Raw genomic sequence first — 17,402 nt, forward strand, 5'->3', positions numbered from 1 at the left:
TGGCTCGCCACCGACCGTTCACGCAGCGCCGGGCGGGTGCGGCGGGTCGGCCATGAGCCGACGGCGTCCCCGGAGAGGCCGGCCGGCCGTAGGACGGCCGCGTCGCACCGCACGTCGGCGCTTCGTGTGCCCCCCCCGGGCCCGGCCGGCCGACCGCGGTGCCGATCCCGCAAGTGGTAGCCGTCACACGAGCGGATCATGGCCCCAGTTCATCAAGGAGTCCCGCCATTTGGTGTCCCGTACGTCACCCTGGGGTCGCTGGGCCAGGTGCCGACGGATGTAGCCCACGACCTTGCGCATGTGCAGGTAGTCGTCGTCCGAGAGGTCGCTCTTCTGCGTCCGCAGGATCTCCACGATGCGCCGGCCGGAGGCGTGCCCGGTGGACTCGCCCCCGTCCTTGTGCTGCCCGGCGCTGCGTGAACGGTCGGTGGCGAGCCACTTCTCCAGTGCGGCCGGTGTCATGTTCACCAACTCACGGAACGCCTGGTCGACCTCTTTGCGTTCGTCGCCGTCCACGCCCGGCTCACTTCTTCTTCAGCGCGGACGGCCTGTGCACCGCCGTCCTGCCGGACTTCTCGCTGCGGACCTGGTACTGCGGGTCGTCCGGCGAGGCGTCCACCGTGCGCCCCGCGGCCTCGGTGCGGTCGGTGATCTCCTCTTCCACCTCGCCCTCGGCCCGGCTGCCGTGGCTGCGCCAGGTGACATGATCACCCTTCTTGAGCTTTCCACCCGGTGAGCGCTTCTTCGCCATGCCGACTCCTTCGCCTGTGCGGCGGGATGCTCCCGTTCTTCCAGCGTGGGGACTTCCGTCCGATTCCGCGAGGCGAGAGGCCCGCCCGCCCGGCGGCGCGGAGCGCTCCCGGTCCCGCCCGGTGCCTGGTGGCAGGGCCTCAACCGGGCCGACCGTCGTCCGGTCCGCTCGCGGCGCGGTCGGCCCGTCCGCCGGCGCCGAGTCTGCCGGTGGCGCGCAGCGGCCGCCCGGAGTCCCAGCGGGGCAGATCGCGGCGGGCCAGTCGTACCACCACGGGCGGCAGGACCCAGCGCAAGGGCTGGAGCAGACGCAGCCACGCAGGGACGTAGACGGCGGTGCTGCGGCGCTCGACCGCCCGCGCCAGGCGGGCGGCGACCGCGTCGGCCGGGTGGATGGTCCGGGCGCCAGGGGGCATGTGCACGCGCAGTTCGTGCAGGGCCGCGAAACCCTCCGCGTCGCGGATCATGTCGGTGTCCGTCCAGCCGGGGTAGGCCACGCCCACCGCGACCCCCTCGTGCGCCACTTCCGCCTGCAGGGAGCGGGCGAAGGCTTCCGCACCCGCCTTGGAGGCGCAGTAGGCGCTCATCATCGGGGTGGCTCCGATGGACGCGAGCGACGCGATCTGCAGGAAGTAGCCCGCCGTCGCCCTCAGATCGGGCAGGAACGCCCGTGCCGTGTGGGCGCTGCCCGTCAGATTAACGTCGATGACACGGCGCCACGAGGCGGGATCCGACGTGGCGAAAGGTCCTCCCTCGGCGATACCCGCGTTCGCCACGACCGCCGACGGCCGACCGAGGGTGCTGCGGACCTCGCCCGCGGCGTCGTCCAGCCCGCGGGGGTCGGTGACATCCACTTCGAGTGGCAGCGCCGCGGTGGGCACGGATGCCGCCACGGCGTCCAGCCCGGCCCCCTCGTGACCGAGGAGTGCCAGGCGCGCCCCGCGCCGGGCCAGTTCGTGCGCCAGTGCCGCTCCCAGCCCGCGCGCGGCTCCGGTGATCACGACGGTGCGGTCCTGGAGGGGGCTGTCCGTCACCGGCCGTCCCGTCGTGGACGCTCCTGCCTGGAGCCAGGCTCACCGGAGCCTCCTGCCGACGGGCCCCCTCGGCTCAGAGCCGGGTCCGCAGAACACGTCCCGGGCGAGGGGGGCGGGCCGACCGGATCCGTACCGGGCGAAGGGAGCCACCGGGTGGAGATGTGCACACCGCCGACCGGCCGACCACCCGACTGGGAGGCAGCGGCCAGACAGAACCGGACCCACATGTTCAGCTGGATCTCCTTCGCCACGCGCAGGTGCGAGTACAGAAGGTGCACCAAGCGGGTGCCGGGGCAGGCCCACAGTTCGATCTCGAACACCAGCAGGCCGTCGTCCTCCCGCGCACGGAACTGCACCTGGCCGGCCTCCATGTGGCCGCGCAGGGTCACCAGGTGCAGGCGTTCGGCGTCGCGGTGCACGACCTTGACGGGGCCGTTCCATGGTCCCGGCATCTCCACCACGAACTCGTCGGGGACGTCCAGACCCTGGTCGCGCAGCTCACCGATGCGGATGTCGACCACCTCGGAGGGCACGAAGCGTTTGAAGTCGCAGCAGACCCATTCGATGAGCCGGCCGGGATCGACCTCGGCATCGGCGATGCGCACGCGAAAGAGGCGGTGGAACAGGGGGCCGCAGCCGTCCTGCGCCAGCTGCACCCGGTCGTCGACGGCTTCGCGTGGCAGCTGCGGCGGAAGGTCCGTGCTGTCTCCCCGGCACTCGCCGCCTCGGTACAAAGGTGTCGTCTCCCACAGATAGCGCCACGTGACCAGGGCTGTGCCCAGCAGCCATCGTGCGAGGACGGTGACTGCCCGAGGGCAGTAAGGGCGTGTCATCCGGAATCCCGAGACGGACGAAGAAACGCACATGCCACGGCAACTGAGTACCCGAACAAATCGGGTACTCAACAGAGGAAGAGACCGGACGAGCGACCGCGGAGGCCCCATGGTGGTCCGAGTACTGCAGGCCGCGGGTGTGCGGAGTTCCCATCTGCACCTCGCCTCGCTCGCGACCATCGGTCTGTGCGTGACCTTGTGGGTGCGCGCCAAGACCGTCGACCAGGAGCAACGCGGGAACGCCGAGCGGCGCGCGCTCTTCGTGGGCCTGTGGCCGCCGACGCTCTGGCTGATCGGCGACTCGCTCGAGACTCCGGGTGATCGCCTTGGGTGACTGGGTCTTCGGCCGGCTCGACGCCGTACGCGCGTGGCGGGAGCTGGCGGACGCACGCGTCAACTACTCGGTCGACGAGGTGCGCCGGCCGGCCTGGAACATCGACCTGCATCGCACCGCGCTGCCCGAGGAGCGGCCGGGCCCGCCGGAGCCTGGAGGCCCGTGGGAACAGGCCTGCCGCCTGGTCCGCGACTACGAGTTCTCGCCGCCGGAGATCGTGCGCGCGCTCTACGATCCGGCCGCACCGCTGCTCGGCCGTGACATGTTGCTGGAGGCACGGTTCCACGGCATGCACTTCTACTGCGGCGTACGCGTCACCGAGGTGGTGGACGCCACGCGCGACGGCGACGAGCGCGTCTGGGGCTGGGCCTACGAGACCCTGGAAGGCCACCTGGAACGTGGCAAGGTCATGTATGAAGTCGTCAAGCGCCAGAAGACCGGCGAGGTGCTGTTCGTGGTCTCCTGCCATTCGCAGGGCGCCCCGACCCTGGACCCGATCACCTCCCTCGGGTGGCGCCTTTTCGGCCGCCGCACCCAGCTGCGCTTCTACCGCAGGTGCGGCCAACGGCTACGCCTGTTCGTCGAGGCCACGCTGCGCGGCGAGCACCCGCCGCCCGGCCCCTCCTCCGCCCGCCCCGCGCCCTGAGTGCCCGGTCAGGCCACCGGGCGCATGTCCTGCCGTGCCGGGGCCGAGCTGAGCGGGGTGGTCGGCGCCGGAGTGGTGGCGCCGAGGACCTGGCGGTAGACCGCCTCGTAGCCGGCCGCCATGGTCTGCGGCTGGAAGTGGTCGATCACGTGGTCGCGGCAGGCCCGCGGGTCGATCGAGGCCACCTGCTCGATCGCGTCGGGCAGTTCGGCGGCGTCGTCGCGGACCAGGCCGGTCACCCCGTCGACCACGACCTCCGGCACCGAGCCGCGGCGCAGCGTGACCACGGGAGTGCCGCACACCATGGCCTCGATCATCACCATGCCGAACGGCTCTTCCCACTGCAGAGGGAACAGCAGGCAGCGCGCACGGGCCAGCAGGCGCTTCTTGCGCTCCCCGGTGACCTCGCCCAGCCACTCCACCCCCGGGCCGAGGCGCGGCTTGATCTCGCTGTCGAAGTAGGCGCGTTCGGCGGGTTCGCTGCACTTTGCGGCGAGCTTGATCTCCCGGCCGGCGGCGACGGCCGCGTCGATCGCCAGGTGCATGCCCTTGTCCGGGGTGCAGCGGCCCAGGAAGAAGACCCAGTCCTCCTTGTCGCGGCGGTAGGGGAAGTCGGCGGCGCGCAGCGCGTTGTGCACGGTGCCCGCCCAGTTCAGGTCGGGCGCCTGGGCACGCTGCGACTGCGAGATCGCCACCAGGTGCACGCTGTCGCCGAGGTGGCGGTAGTAGTCGCCGGGCTCGCCGTCCAGCGGACCGTGGGTGGTGACCACCGTGGGCACCCGGCGGCCGCGGGCGAGCAGCGGACCGGCGAGGGTGTGGTCGTGGACGACGTCCACGTCGAGGTCGTCCAGCAGCCGGCCGGCGGCCGCGGCGTGCAGCACTTCCGGCAGCGGCTCGCCCAGCCGCGGGCCCTGCGGCAGGTCGTAGGTGCGCAGCATGCGGTGGGCCCGGGTGCCGTTGCGGCCCGCGGCGATCAGGGTGACGTCGTGGCCGCGTTCGACCAGCGCGTCGGTGAGGTCGGCACACATCGCCTCGATGCCCCCGTAGCCGCGCGGCGGGAGTTCGAACCACGGCGGCGCGACCATGGCGATACGAAGCGGCCGGTTGCTCACGTAAGGCTCCTTTCTCGTCGGTCCGCCGCCCGGAGTGCTCCCGCGGCGGACGCGCGCCCGTGGCCCGCGGGCAGGCCACGGTTCCGCCGCGCCTCGGCGTGCCGTGACCCGCCCGCAGGCAGGGGCGAGTGGATGGGAGGAGGGCCGGCCGCGGACGGCGTCGGCCGCGGCGCGGGTCGCACACGGCCGGCAGACACCGGTGTGCGGCGTGCGGTGTGCGACAGCGGGAGAAGGTCTGATACGTGGCCGTCAGGCGGCAGGAGGATCGACGGCCGTGCACGGACAGGGCTCGTCGGTCAGCCGGAGCCCGGACGGCAGCCCGGTGACCTCCACCCGGCCGCCCAAGTCCACGGTGAGGCTCGCCCGGGCCGTGCCGAGCGGGATGTCGGTGATCCGCAGCGGCAGGAAGGCGTCGGGCAGGTCCGGCCGCACCCGCAGCACCCCGTGCGGCAGGCACACCTCGGCGCCCAGCAGCACGCGCAGCAGGTGCACGGGGGTCGCCGAGGCCCAGGCCTGCGGGGAGCAGGCCGCCGGGTAGGGCACCGGACGGGCGTACTCGGCGCGGTCGAAGCCGCACAGCAGCTCCGGCAGCCGCCCGCCGAAGGCCGCCGCCGCGTCCAGCACGGCCTCGGCGACACGGCGGGCGTGGCCGGTGAAGCCGTAGCGCATCAGGCCGGCGGCGACGATGCCGCTGTCGTGCGGCCAGACGGAGCCGTTGTGGTAGCTCATCGGGTTGTACGCGGCCATCGTGGTGGCGAGGGTGCGCACCCCCCAGCCGCTGAACATCTCCGGCGACAGCAGCCGGTCGGCTACGGCCCGCGCCCGGCCGGCATCCACGACACCGGTCCACAGGCAGTGCCCCATGTTGGAGGCGAGCGCGTCGACCGGGCGCTTGTCGCCGTCCAGCGCCTCGGCGTACCAGCCGCGGTCCGGCAGCCAGAACCGCGCCTCGAAGCGTTCCCTGAGCAGCCGGGCCCGCTGCCGCCAGCGGGCCGCCCCGGCGGCGTCGTTCTCCAGGTGCTCGGCCAGCAGCGCCCGCGCACGGTAGGCGGCGTGGACGTACCCCTGCACCTCGGCCAGGGCGATCGGGGTCTCGGCGATCCGGCCGTCGGCGCTGTTGACGCCGTCCCACGAGTCCTTCCAGCCCTGGTTGGCCAGGCCCCGGTCGGTGGACCTGCGGTACTCGACGAACCCGTCGCCGTCCCGGTCGCCGTACTTCTCGATCCAGGCCATCGCCCGGTCCGCGTGCGGCAGCAGCTCCCGTACCGCCTCCGGGGAGACACCCCACCGGCACAGCTGGCCGAGCAGCATCACGAACAGCGGGGTGGCGTCGACGGTGCCGTAGTACACCGTGCCGCCGAGCGCGAGGGACGCCTCCACCCCGAAACGCAGCTCGTGCGGGATCTTCCCGGGCTCCTCCTCGGTGACCGGGTCGGTGACCGTGCCCTGATGGCGGGCGAGGACCTGCGCGGTGCCGAGCGCGAGCTGCGGGTCCAGCGGCAGCGCCATCAGCGAGGTGAGGATCGAGTCGCGGCCGAACAGCGCCATGAACCAGGGCGCTCCGGCCGCCACCACGGGGGTGTCCGGCCGCTCCGGGTCGAAGATCCTGAGCGCTCCGAGATCCTGGCAGCTGCGGCCCAGGGTGTGGGAGAGCGACTCGTCGGCGGTGCGCACACGGGGTCCGGACTGCCGCCAGGCACTGGTCCGCACGGACGGCCCGGCCTGCTCCACCGGCCGCTCCAGGGGGAACGAGGTCGGCGTCTCCTCCCCGTCGATGACCGGGGTGACCAGCACGGACGCCCGCCAGGTGCCGCGCGGCGGCACCACGGCGCGGAAGGTGAGCTGCCCGGGCGAGCACACGGCGTCCTCGGCCACCACCCGCACGCCCCGGCTCTGCCCGTGCCACTGCCGGGTCATCGCCAGCACGCCGTCGCCGTAGTCGACGCCGTACTGCCCGCGCGGCTGGACCCGGCCTTCCTTCACCTCGAACAGGTCGGCGAAGTCCGCCTCGACGCGCAGGGTCAGGTGACAGGCGGCGGCCTCGTTGCCCAGGTTGCGCAGCACCAGGTCCTCGCGCATCCCCGCGCCCACGAACCGGTGCCGCTCCACCAGCACGGTGGCCTCGCTGCGCCCCGGGCGGGGGCGGGCCCGGCCGAGGAACAGCGCCTCGTACGGCTCCTGCGCGATGACGGTGAGCGGGTCCACCTCCTCGTCGTCCAGCCGCAGTTGCCAGACGGACAGGATCCGGGTGTCGCGGTGGAAAAGCCCCTGCGGGGTACCCGCCACGAGATCCCCGCCCCGCTCGGACAGACAGAACGACGATCCCTCGATCAACGTCACCAGGTCGCTGCTGCTCCCCGTCGCCTCTCCGGCGAACGTCCAGCCCTCGCCCATCGATCACCTTCCCCAGCAGAAAGACGATGCGACCGGGATTTCTTATACGACGTAACTCAACTTTCCTGCAAGCTCAGCCTGGACATTGCGGAGTCGGCCCGGCTGATGCCGCGCCCGGTCCACGGGGAGCAGCCACACCGACCTTTCACCGTCCCGGGGGCGCCGCACCCGTGCCGGATCCGCTCCCGGGGCCGTATCCTGCGCGACACGCGACCGGACGATCGCTTGGCCGCAGGTGACGTCCTGTGACAGGTGCCGTCCTGCCCGAGGTGACGTCCTGCGACACGCGGCCGGACGAGCACCCGCGGCGCACGACGAGACGAGGAGTGCGAGGACATGACGCATCAGGCCGGGGCACCGCACCGCGCGGCGCAGCCGGGGGTCGAGCCGTACGACGAGCTGACCGTGCCCGTCGCCGGCGGTGAACTCGCCGTGCTGCGCTGGCCCGCGGCCGCGCCGGACGCCCCCGTGGTGCTCGCGGCGCACGGCATCACCGCCAACGCGCTGTCCTGGGCCCGGGTCGCCCACCACCTCGCCGGCCGGGTCACCCTGATCGCACCGGATCTGCGGGGCCGGGCCGCCAGCCGCCGGCTGCCGGGCCCGTACGGCATCGCCGCACACGCCGCCGACATGGCCGCCCTCGCCGACGCCTTCGGCCTGCGGGGCGCGGTGCTCGCCGGGCACTCGATGGGCGCCTTCGTCGCCGCGTACACCGGCGTGCACCACCCCGCGCGGTTCGCCTCGCTGGTCCTCGTCGACGGCGGACTCGGCTTCCCCGCACCGACGCACACGGACCCGGACGCCGTGCTGGAGGCCGTCCTCGGCCCGGCGATGCGCCGGCTGGCCATGACCTTCCCCGACCGCGACGTCTACCGCGACTACTGGCGGGCCCACCCCGCCTTCGCCGGCGCGTGGTCGCCCTGGGTGGACGCCTACATCCTGCGCGACCTCGTCGGCACCGAGCCGCACCTGCGCTCCTCCTGCGTCCTGGACGCCGTCCGCCGTGACGGCACGCAGGTGCTGCGCGATCCGGAGGTACTGGCCGCGGTGCGGCAACTACGGCTGCCGGCCCGGCTGTTGTGGGCGGAGCGGGGCCTGATGGACGAGCCGCAGGGGCTCTACGACGAGCAACGCCTGGCCGCCGCGGGCCTCGACCCCGGCCGGCCGGTGACGCACCGGGTGGGCGGCGTCAACCATTACACGGTGCTCGTCGGGGACGACGGCGCGCGGACGGTGGCGGGCCATCTGCTCGACGCGGCGGGCGCGGGCGACCGTGCGACGGTGCGGTGAGAGCGGGCCGGGCCGCCGCCGGCGGCGGCGGTCAACGGCGTGGGGCTGTGCGGGAGTTGTTCCGGATGCAGGGGAGTGAGCTGTGCGGGTTCCGATGACGGTCGCGGACTTCCTGGAGCGGGCCGAGCTGGGCTTCGCCTCCGACCCCGGTGTGGTGGACGAGCCGGACCAGCCCGGCGCGCCCGTACCGGAGTCCACCTACGGGCGGTTCGCCGAGCGGGTGGCGGTGGTCGGCCACAACTCCGCGCGGCTGCTGGAGCTGCTCTTCGCGGTGCCGATGAGCGGCCGGATCTGCGTGCCGGTCAACTTCCGTCTCAGCCCGGACGAGGTCGCGTACGTGGTGGAGCAGAGCGGCGCGTCGGTGCTGCTCGTCGATGCCGAGCTGGACGGGGCCCTGTCGCGGGTGAAGGCACGCCACCGGTTCGTCCTCGGGGAGCAGACGGACAACGAGCTGATGCGGTTCGGCGTGACACCCCGCCCGTGGTCGGAGCCGGACGAGGACGCCACCGCGACGATCAACTACACGTCGGGGACCACGGCCCGGCCCAAAGGAGTGCAGCTGACCCACCGCAACATCTGGGTGAACGCGCTGACCTTCGGCCTGCACACCCGGCTGTGGGAGCGCGACGTCTACCTGCACACCCTGCCGATGTTCCACTGCAACGGCTGGGGCATGCCGTACGCGGCGGCCGGACTGGGGGTGAAGCAGGTCGTGCTGCGCAAGGTCGACGGCGCGGAGATCCTGCGCCGGGTCGACCGGCACGGCGTGACGCTCATGTGCGGAGCGCCGGCGGTGTGGAAGTCGGTGCTGGACGCGGCGGCCTCGTGGCAGGGGGAGATCCCCGGCCGGGACCGGGTACGGCTGGTGTGCGCGGGCGCCCCGCCGCCCAGCGCCCTGATCCAGCGGGTGGAGGAGGAACTGGGCTGGGAGTTCACTCAGATCTACGGCCTGACCGAGACGTCCCCGCTGCTGACGTTCAACCGGACCCGGCCGGCCGATGCGGCACTGCCCGCCGAGGAACGGGCGCGCAAGCTCTCCCGCGCGGGGCTGCCCGCGCTGGGCGTCCGGCTGCGGGTCTCCGCAACCGGGGAGGTGCTGGCCCGGTCGAACGTCGTGCTCGACGGCTACTGGGACAAACCGGAGGAGACCCAAGCGGCGCTGGAGGGCGGCTGGTTCCACACCGGCGACGGCGGCAGCATCGACGCGGACGACGGACACCTGACCATCTCCGACCGGAAGAAGGACGTGATCATCACCGGCGGGGAGAACGTGTCGTCGATCGAGGTGGAGGACGTGATCTTCCGTCATCCGGGCGTCGCCGAGGTCGCCGTCATCGGGGTGCCGGACGACAAGTGGGGCGAGACGGTCAAGGCCCTGGTGGTGCCCGTCGAGGGGGCCGCGGTCACCGAGGCCGAGATCATCGCGCATTGCAAGCAGCGCCTGGCCGGCTACAAGGCGCCCACGAGCGTGGAGTTCCGCGACGCCATCCCGCGCACGGCCACCGGCAAGGTCCAGAAGTTCAGGCTCCGGGAGCCGTACTGGTCCGGCCGGGAGAGGAAGGTCAACTGACCGGCGGCGACGGGCACGGCGCAGGGCGGCTTCAGCGGTCGTCGTCCCGGCGCAGCAGCCCGCTCTCCACCGCCCGGTCCGGATCGCGCCAGATCGCCATCGCCGTGTTCATCCGCAGAAAACCGAGCCCGCGGTAGAACGCTTCGGTGCCCGGGGCGGCGTACAGGATGATCTTCTTGTGGCCCCGGGCACGTTCCACGAGCCTGCGGATGACGGCGGAGCCCAGTCCCCGCCCCTGGTGATCGGGGTGCACGGCCACGTCGGCGATGTAGGCGCAGTCCAGGCCGTCCGCCAGCGCCCGGCCCGCGCCCACGAGCGCGCCGCCGGAGCGGACGAAGCAGGTGAACATGCTGTTGCCGAACACGGTGGCGAGCGCCGCGGGGGGCTTGTCCCCCAACGGCGCGATCGCGTACAGCCGCGACAACTCGTGGAAGTCCCCGCCGTCGATGTCGTCCGTCCAGGCATACTCGCTCACGGTCGCCCCCCCCCGCATCCGAGCCGGGCCCTGCGCGGGCCGGCGCACCACCCCTCGAACCTAACGCCACCACGCCGCGCCGGTGGGGGCCACTTCGGCGTCCGCACCGTGGGCCACTTCGCGATGGGCCACTTCAGGCCGATGGGTCACTTGGCGGTGGGGCACGCCGGTTCGCGGTGGGGCACGCCCGACGGCGTCGACGCCTGCGTTCGCCGGACCTGCCCCGTACGCCCGCCGCACCCGCCGCGTACGCTGTCCCCGGCCTGGTCGTCGGTGGTGCGGGGGATCGTGGAACTTCGGCAGTTGCGGTACTTCGTCGCGGTCGCGGAGGAGCTGCACTTCGGCCGGGCGGCCGAGCGGATGATGATCGTGCAGTCCGCGGTCAGCCAGCAGGTGAGCCGTCTGGAACGGGAGCTGGGCGTCGCCCTGTTCGACCGCACACCCCGCCGGGTGCGGCTGACCGAGGCGGGTGCCGCGGTCCCGCCCGCCGCCCGCGAGGGGCCGGCGGCCGGGCGGCGGGCGCTGGCCGCCGTGGACCGGTTCGTCGCCGCGCGCGGGACCGTCCTGCGGATCGGGACGAGCAGGGGCATGGGCGAGCGGCTGGAGAAGGTGCTGGAGGCGCTGGCCCGGCAGGAGCCCGGTACGCGGGTGGAGCTGGTGTCCGCGATGCCCGCCGAACGTCTGCGGCGGGTCGCGGCGGGCGAGTGGGACGCGGCGTTCGTGCGCGGGGTGCTCGAGGCGCCCGAGGGCGTCCGCCAGGTGCCGGTGTGGCAGGACGAGCTGGTGGTCGCGCTGCCGGCCGGGCACCCGGCGGCCCGGGCCGACACCCTCGAGCTGTCCGCGCTGGCGGATCTGCCGCTGTGCCTCACCGGACGACGGAACAACCCGCCGCTGGTGGACCTGGTGGAAAGGGCCTGCGCGGACGCGGGGTTCACACCCGTGCCGGGGCCCGCCCACAGCTCGCTGCAGGACACCCTGGCGGCGCTGGCGGCGGGGGCCCACGGATGGACGGTGGTGTACGCCGCGGCCGCGCGGCAGCTGCGCACCGGGCGGATCGCCTTCCGGCCGGTGGGCGCGGCGGGGCTCTCCCCGCCCACCGTGATGGCCGTGCCCGCGTCCGGGACCGAGCGGCTGCGCCCCCTGCTGGACGCCTGTGCGGAGGTGGCGCGCAACGATCTCGATCCGTGATCGCTGCGTGCGCGAAGTGCTTCTCGATCAGCGCCCGTTCGGCGAGTGGACTGGACGCCATGACCACTCTCGCCTCGCCCCGCGCGACCGGTGCGGCGCGGCCACGGACCGCGCTGCGCTTCGCGGGCCTCGCCGCCGGCAACTTCATGATCACCCTGGACGCGACCGTCCTGAACGTCGCGCTGCCCGACCTGCGCGCCGACCTGCACGCACCGGCCGCCGCGCTGCCCTGGGCCGTCGACGCCTACACCGTCGTCCTGGCGGGACTGATGCTCGCCTCCGGTTCGATCGCCGACCGCTGGGGACCGCGCAGGGTGTACCAGGTGGCGCTGGCCGGCTTCGCCGTGTTCTCCCTGGCGTGCGCGCTCGCGCCGAACGTGGGAACGCTGATCGCCGGCCGGGCCCTGCTGGGGGTTCCGGCCGCCGGTCTCGTCCCGGCCTCCATGGCGCTGCTGGCGGCCCTGTGTCCGACGCCCGACGAGCGCTCCCGCAAGGTCGGCGTGCTCGTCGCGATCAGCGGCCTGGGCATCGCCGCCGGACCGGTGGTGGGCGGGGCGCTGGTCGCCGTCGGCGGCTGGCGCACGGTCTTCCTGCTGAACCTGCCCATCGCCCTGCTGGCCCTGGTCGCCTCGCGCGGACTGGACGCGCGCGCCGGCACGCCCCGGCCTCTGGACCGGCTGGGACTGCTGCTGTCGGTCATCGGGCTGGTGGCGCTCACGTTCGGGCTGATCGAGGCCGGTACGGGCGGCTGGCTGCGCCCCCTCCCGCTCGCGGCGCTGCTGGTGGCCGTGGCCGCGGTCGCCGTGTTTCCCGCCGCGCAGCGCCGCGCCGCCGCGCCGGTGCTTCCCTCCGCGCTGCTGGCCCTGAAGCGGGTGCGCGTCGACCTGGTGGCCGCGGTGTCCGCGCAGCTGATCTACTACGGTCTGCTGTTCGCGCTGGCCCAGTGGATGATCACGACGCGGGGCGATTCGGCCGCCGAGGGGGGCCTGGCGTTCCTGCCGATGACGGTGCCGGTCGCGTTCGTCCCGCTGCTGACCGGGCGGCTCGTCGTCCGCTTCGGGGCGCACCGGATGATGTGCGCGGGGCTGACGCTGGACCTGCTCGGTGGCCTGCTGCTGGTCGTCGGCGGCAGTTCCTCCTGGACGATCCTGGCCGTGCAGCTCCTGGTCGGCGCGGGCAGCCCGATGGTCATCCCGGCGTTCATCGCCGACATGTCCGCGGCCGTCCCGCTGGAGCTGGCGGCCACCGGGCAGGGCGCCCTCAACGCCGCCCGCCAGACGGGCACGGCCCTGGGGGTCGCCGTCTTCGGCACCCTCGCCACCCTGCCCGCCCACGGATGCGTCCTGGCCGTGGCCGCGGCGCTCACCCTGGCCGTCGTCGCCCCGCTCGCCCGGAACCGTCGCCGGGCCCGCCCGTCCTGATCGGCCACCGCGGGGAACCGCACGTGACGCCCGTCCCGGCGCCGGGGCCGCCGGGACGGCGCGGTCACCGCGACCGGTGGCGCCGAGGGAGCCCCGGCGTCGACGCCGGTCAGTCGGTGGGGCGGGGCCCCGCGGCGCGGCGCAGCCGGTTGGCGATCGCCAGCCCCAGCTCCTCCTCCGCCGGCAGCGACGCGACGATGAGGTCGCAGCCGCGCTGGTCCAGCTCGCGCAGGAACCCGTACAGGGCGCGGGCGTAGGCGGCGGACGACGCCGGGACCGGGACCACGGCGTGGGCCTTCACCGGGGCCCCGGCGAAGGCGGCGGGCAGCAGGACACCCACCTGGTGCCCCAGCTCCTGCGCGCGTTCCGCTTCGGCGACGACCTTCTCGGGCTCGACGAGGACGACCCGCGCCCGCGGGGCGTAGTGCGAGGGATGCTGGCCCGGCACGCGCACGGGGCTGGTCTCCGGGACCGCGAGCGGACGGCCGAGGACCGCTTCGAGGTCCTCACGCGTCACTCCGCCGGGGCGCAGGATGGTCGGGGTCTCGCCCGTGGCGTCGACGATGGTCGACTCGACGCCGACCTCGCACGGGCCGCCGTCCAGCACGTAGTCGACTCCGTCGCCCAGCTCCGCGCGGACGTGGTCCGCCGTCGTGGGGCTGACCGAGCCGAACCGGTTGGCGGACGGCGCCGCGACACCGCCGCCGAACGCCGACAGCAGCGCCAGCGCGACGGGGTGGTCGGGCACGCGCACGGCCACCGTCTCCAGCCCGCCGGTGGTCTCCAGGGGCACGCGCCGGCTGCGCCGCAGGACCAGGGTGAGCGGACCCGGCCAGAAGTGCTCGGCCAACAGGCGCGCCGTCGCCGGCACGTCCTCCACCCAGGCGTCCAAGTGCTCCGCACCGCCGATGTGCACGATCAGCGGATGGGAGGGCGGGCGCCCCTTGACCTGGAAGATACGCGCGACGGCGGCACTGTCCTCGGCGTTGGCGCCCAAGCCGTAGACGGTTTCGGTCGGGAGGGCCACCAGGCCTCCCTCGCGCAGCACACCGGCCGCCTTCTCGATGGCAATGCTTGTTGTCCTCACTCGCGCCATCCTCTCACTGCTCCGCCCCCGCTCGTGCCGCGGTCCCACGCCACCCGACGACGACGGGGCCCACGGCGCCGCAGGAGGCCGGGCGGGTGAAACACGTCACGAACCCATGGTGCCGCCGGCCGCCGCGATGCCGGCGCCCGGCAGAAACCCGGTCATGGTGGGGGCTGGCGGGGGCAGGTGCGGGGCTACGCCCCGGCGAGGGCGCGCGTCCTGCGCTCCAGCAGCGTGGCGAGGACGTCCCGGGTGTGCGTCCACAGCAGCGCTGCGCCGGCCTCGGGCACGACGTGCCGGTGTGCCGTGCCGATCCGGCGGGCGAGCGACGCGCCGAGATCCGGTGAGTGCACGGGGCTGGTGTCCTGCGCGCCGTACCAGAGGTCCACCGGTACGGTGATCTCCGCCGGGTCGAACGGCCAGCGGCTCATCGTCAGCACGACCTCGCGCGCGTATCCGCCCGGGCCCTGCGCGAACCCCTGCCGCACCGCGCGGCGGAACGACCGCGCGAACCCCGGCTCGGTGTAGATCCGGCGGTCCGCCTCCCCGCTCAACCGCGCCACGAGGTCGCACAGGACCTCCGGGTCACCCATCCCCGCGAAGTCGGCCTCGGCGCCGCGCGGGTCCGTCGTCGCGGCCTCGACCATGGCCCGTACGTCCGGTTCCAGCATCCGCACGAGGTAGGGGTGGGCGAGTTCGTCACTGCCGGAGACCACGGCGGCCGCCCGTACGACCCCGGCCCACGCGCAGGCCAGGGCGAACGGCGCCCCCTGCGAGAACCCGAGGACCGCGGGGTGACGCAGCCCGCGCACGCCCACCAGGTGCCGCACGTCCTCGGCGAAACCGGTCAGGGTTCCGCCGGGCGCGGGATCGGAGACACCCAGCCCCGGGCGGTCCAGGCAGACCAGCCGGACACCGAGTCGGGCGACCGGATCGCCGCCGTCACGGCCGTAACCGTCACCGCCGGGCGTCCCGGCGCCGAGCCCCATCCACCGGCTGGTCGCCGCGCCCGCGCACAGCAGCACCGGAACCCCGTCCTCGGGGCCCCACTCCGCCCACCCGAGCACCCGTCCGTCGGGCAGCACCGTCTGCCCGAGACGCTCGGGCTCATCGACTCCTCGGCCGGCCATGCGCGCATCCTAGGCACCGTCCGTCCGGACCGCAGCCGCATTAAGGCCCCGTCGCACCGGCACCCGGCCGCGTCCAAGGCCCCGTCGGGCCGGGCCTGCTGGACACCCGCGCGGACCGGTAGCCTGCCCGCCGTGCAGGCGGGCACCGGATCGACAGCCTGGCGGGGAGCGGTCGCGGGCAGAGAAGGAAGGGAGTGCGGCACTGATCCAACTCCCCGGCACGATCCGGGACTTGTCTCCCCAAGGCGGTCCCGCGAGCCGACCGCACCGGCCGATGCGCGTCCCCGACGCGCGCGAACAGCGAGGTGAGAGCCGTATGTTCACCACCCGACCGACCCTGCAGGGCACCTTCGGCATGGTCTCCTCCACCCACTGGCTGGCCTCGCAGTCGGCGATGGCCGTACTGGAGGACGGCGGCAACGCCTACGACGCGGCCGTGGCCGGTGCCTTCGTGCTGCACGTCGTCGAACCGCACCTGAACGGTCCCGCCGGCGAGGTGCCCATCCTGCTCGCCCCGGCCGGCGGCGAGGTGCGGGTGCTGTGCGGGCAGGGTGTGGCACCGGCCGGGGCGAGCGCCGCCCACTACCGGGGGCTGGGGCTGGACCTCGTCCCGGGCACCGGGCCGCTGGCCGCCGCCGTCCCCGGCGCCTTCGACGCCTGGATGCTCCTGCTGCGCGACCACGGCACCAAGTCGCTCGCCGAGGTCCTGAAGTACGCCATCGGCTACGCCGAGCACGGGCACGCGCCGGTGGAGCGCGTCGGCGAGACCGTCGAGACCGTCAGGGAGCTGTTCACGACCGAGTGGACCTCCTCCGCGGAGGTCTACCTGCCCGGCGGACGGCCGCCGCGCCCCGGCGAGCTGCTGTGCAACCCCGCGCTCGCCGCCACCTGGAAGCGGCTGCTCGCCGAGACGGAGGGCGCCGGCGACCGGGAGGCGCGCATCGAGGCGGCGCGCGAGGTGTGGCGGCGCGGCTTCATCGCCGAGGCGCTGGTCAGGCAGTCCGGGCGGCCCACCCTGGACACCAGCGGTGAGCACCACACCGGCACACTGACCGCCGACGACCTCGCCGGCTGGTCCGCGACCTACGAGACGCCGGTGACGTACGACTGGAACGGCTGGACCGTGTGCAAGGCCGGGCCCTGGAGCCAGGGCCCGGTGTTCCTGCAGCAGCTCGCCCTGCTGCCGCCCGAGCTGCCGCCGTACGGGTCCGCCGACTACGTCCACCTGCTGATCGAGGGCTGCAAGCTCGCCATGGCCGACCGCGAGGCCTGGTACGGGGACGCCGCCGAGGTGCCGCTGGCCGACCTGCTGTCCCAGCCCTACAACGCAGAGCGGCGCACGCTCATCGGGGACCAGGCGTCCTACGAGCTGCGGCCCGGTAGCCCCGGCGGGCGCCGCCCGCGGCTGAGCACCCACGCGCACCGGATCGCCGCCGAACCGGGCGCCTACGACGCGCTCGGCGTCGGCGAGCCGACCGTCGCCAAGCCGACCACCTCCCCGGCGCCGGGCGAGCCGGAGGTCGGCGCCGACGGCGCCACCCGCGGCGACACCTGCCACCTCGACGTGGTCGACCGCTGGGGCAACATGGTCGCCGCCACTCCCAGCGGCGGCTGGCTGCAGTCCAACCCGGTCGTGCCCGAACTCGGCTTCCCGCTGGGCACCCGGTTGCAGATGACCTGGCTGGAGGAGGGCCTGCCGAACACGTTGACGCCCGGCCGCCGCCCGCGCACCACCCTCACCCCGTCCATCGCCCTGCGCGACGGCGTGCCCGTCATGGCCTTCGGCACGCCCGGCGGCGACCAGCAGGACCAGTGGCAGCTGCACTTCTTCCTCGCCGTCGCCCTGCGCGCGGCCGTCCGCGGCGGCCTCGACCTGCAGGGCGCCGTCGACGCCCCGAACTGGCACAACGACGCCTTCCCCGGGTCGTTCTACCCGCGCGGGATGCGTCCCGGCAGCGTCACCGTGGAGTCCCGCACCGATCCGGAGGTCGTCGCCGGACTGCGCCGCCGCGGTCACGACGTCACGGTCGGCGGGCCGTGGACCGAGGGCCGCCTGTGCGCGGTCGCCCGGGACCCGCGGACCGGCGTCCTGTCGGCCGCCGCGAACCCGCGCGGCATGCAGGGCTACGCCGTCGGGC

General features: G+C 74.1%; 16 protein-coding genes. 7 read left to right on the forward strand and 9 right to left on the reverse strand.

Features of this window, described 5'->3' with window-relative positions; translation table 11 throughout:
* Positions 1–183: 183 nt before the first annotated feature.
* From GV126_RS31140 to GV126_RS31155, 4 genes are all read right to left on the reverse strand, one after another.
* Positions 184–516 carry a DUF3140 domain-containing protein gene (locus tag GV126_RS31140; protein ID WP_159672877.1) on the reverse strand — a complete coding sequence of 111 codons (333 nt, stop codon included), beginning with the start codon at positions 514–516 and terminating at the stop codon, positions 184–186.
* 7 nt (positions 517–523) lie between these two features.
* Entirely contained in the window at positions 524–751 is a 228-nt protein-coding gene (locus tag GV126_RS31145; RefSeq protein ID WP_159672879.1) for a hypervirulence associated TUDOR domain-containing protein, read from the reverse strand.
* Between the two features lie 139 nt (positions 752–890).
* Positions 891–1,784 carry an SDR family oxidoreductase gene (locus GV126_RS31150; RefSeq protein WP_159672881.1) on the reverse strand — a complete coding sequence of 298 codons (894 nt, stop codon included), beginning with the start codon at positions 1,782–1,784 and terminating at the stop codon, positions 891–893.
* Positions 1,781–2,389, reverse strand: coding sequence for a DUF1990 domain-containing protein (locus GV126_RS31155; RefSeq protein ID WP_236570198.1), 609 nt, complete (start codon positions 2,387–2,389; stop codon positions 1,781–1,783). The genes GV126_RS31150 and GV126_RS31155 overlap by 4 nt, the downstream gene beginning before the upstream one ends.
* 337 nt (positions 2,390–2,726) lie before the next feature.
* Between GV126_RS31155 and GV126_RS31160 the strand changes: the two genes are divergently transcribed.
* Both GV126_RS31160 and GV126_RS31165 read left to right on the forward strand, forming a co-directional pair.
* A complete protein-coding gene (locus GV126_RS31160) occupies positions 2,727–2,951 on the forward strand; it encodes a hypothetical protein (protein WP_159672885.1) in 225 nt (74 codons plus the stop codon).
* Positions 2,935–3,597, forward strand: a complete 663-nt coding sequence (locus tag GV126_RS31165) for a DUF1990 family protein (protein ID WP_159672887.1) — start codon at positions 2,935–2,937, stop codon at positions 3,595–3,597. The genes GV126_RS31160 and GV126_RS31165 overlap by 17 nt, the downstream gene beginning before the upstream one ends.
* An 8-nt stretch (positions 3,598–3,605) precedes the next feature.
* Here the strand turns inward: GV126_RS31165 and GV126_RS31170 are convergent, their stop codons facing one another.
* On the reverse strand, positions 3,606–4,709 hold the full coding sequence (locus tag GV126_RS31170; protein WP_201299899.1) for a glycosyltransferase family 4 protein: 1,104 nt from the start codon (positions 4,707–4,709) through the stop codon (positions 3,606–3,608).
* A gap of 249 nt (positions 4,710–4,958) precedes the next feature.
* Entirely contained in the window at positions 4,959–7,103 is a 2,145-nt protein-coding gene (locus GV126_RS31175) for an amylo-alpha-1,6-glucosidase (protein WP_159672889.1), read from the reverse strand.
* 336 nt (positions 7,104–7,439) lie between these two features.
* Between GV126_RS31175 and GV126_RS31180 the strand changes: the two genes are divergently transcribed.
* Positions 7,440–8,393, forward strand: a complete 954-nt coding sequence (locus GV126_RS31180; protein ID WP_159672891.1) for an alpha/beta hydrolase — start codon at positions 7,440–7,442, stop codon at positions 8,391–8,393.
* 82 nt (positions 8,394–8,475) lie between these two features.
* The gene (locus GV126_RS31185) at positions 8,476–9,963 is read left to right on the forward strand and encodes an AMP-binding protein (RefSeq protein WP_159672893.1); all 1,488 of its coding nucleotides are present in this window, start codon (positions 8,476–8,478) and stop codon (positions 9,961–9,963) included.
* A gap of 31 nt (positions 9,964–9,994) precedes the next feature.
* On the opposite strand, the gene GV126_RS31190 is transcribed toward GV126_RS31185, so the two are convergent.
* Positions 9,995–10,438 carry a GNAT family N-acetyltransferase gene (locus tag GV126_RS31190; RefSeq protein WP_201299900.1) on the reverse strand — a complete coding sequence of 148 codons (444 nt, stop codon included), beginning with the start codon at positions 10,436–10,438 and terminating at the stop codon, positions 9,995–9,997.
* Positions 10,439–10,726: 288 nt separating this feature from the next.
* Between GV126_RS31190 and GV126_RS31195 the strand changes: the two genes are divergently transcribed.
* A complete protein-coding gene (locus GV126_RS31195) occupies positions 10,727–11,626 on the forward strand; it encodes a LysR family transcriptional regulator (protein WP_159672896.1) in 900 nt (299 codons plus the stop codon).
* Between the two features lie 59 nt (positions 11,627–11,685).
* Positions 11,686–13,047, forward strand: coding sequence for an MFS transporter (locus tag GV126_RS31200; RefSeq protein WP_159672898.1), 1,362 nt, complete (start codon positions 11,686–11,688; stop codon positions 13,045–13,047).
* 109 nt (positions 13,048–13,156) lie between these two features.
* Here the strand turns inward: GV126_RS31200 and GV126_RS31205 are convergent, their stop codons facing one another.
* The gene (locus GV126_RS31205; RefSeq protein ID WP_159672900.1) at positions 13,157–14,143 is read right to left on the reverse strand and encodes an L-threonylcarbamoyladenylate synthase; all 987 of its coding nucleotides are present in this window, start codon (positions 14,141–14,143) and stop codon (positions 13,157–13,159) included.
* A gap of 185 nt (positions 14,144–14,328) precedes the next feature.
* The gene (locus GV126_RS31210) at positions 14,329–15,264 is read right to left on the reverse strand and encodes an alpha/beta fold hydrolase (protein WP_159672902.1); all 936 of its coding nucleotides are present in this window, start codon (positions 15,262–15,264) and stop codon (positions 14,329–14,331) included.
* Between the two features lie 316 nt (positions 15,265–15,580).
* Here GV126_RS31210 and GV126_RS31215 point away from each other — a divergent pair.
* The coding region (locus GV126_RS31215; RefSeq protein WP_159672904.1) for a gamma-glutamyltransferase family protein at positions 15,581–17,402 on the forward strand (1,822 nt) is incomplete at its 3' end.

Origin of the sequence: Streptomyces mexicanus (assembly GCF_902506575.1) — a bacterium.
Lineage (GTDB): Bacteria > Actinomycetota > Actinomycetes > Streptomycetales > Streptomycetaceae > Streptomyces > Streptomyces mexicanus.

Coding starts and splice junctions, on each gene's coding strand:
- GV126_RS31145 (WP_159672879.1), bottom strand. CDS start 751: ATGGCGAAGAAGCGCTCACCGGGTGGAAAGCTCAAGAAGGGTGATCAT.
- GV126_RS31160 (WP_159672885.1), top strand. CDS start 2,727: ATGGTGGTCCGAGTACTGCAGGCCGCGGGTGTGCGGAGTTCCCATCTG.
- GV126_RS31205 (WP_159672900.1), bottom strand. CDS start 14,143: ATGGCGCGAGTGAGGACAACAAGCATTGCCATCGAGAAGGCGGCCGGT.
- GV126_RS31210 (WP_159672902.1), bottom strand. CDS start 15,264: ATGGCCGGCCGAGGAGTCGATGAGCCCGAGCGTCTCGGGCAGACGGTG.
- GV126_RS31175 (WP_159672889.1), bottom strand. CDS start 7,103: ATGGGCGAGGGCTGGACGTTCGCCGGAGAGGCGACGGGGAGCAGCAGC.
- GV126_RS31200 (WP_159672898.1), top strand. CDS start 11,686: ATGACCACTCTCGCCTCGCCCCGCGCGACCGGTGCGGCGCGGCCACGG.
- GV126_RS31180 (WP_159672891.1), top strand. CDS start 7,440: ATGACGCATCAGGCCGGGGCACCGCACCGCGCGGCGCAGCCGGGGGTC.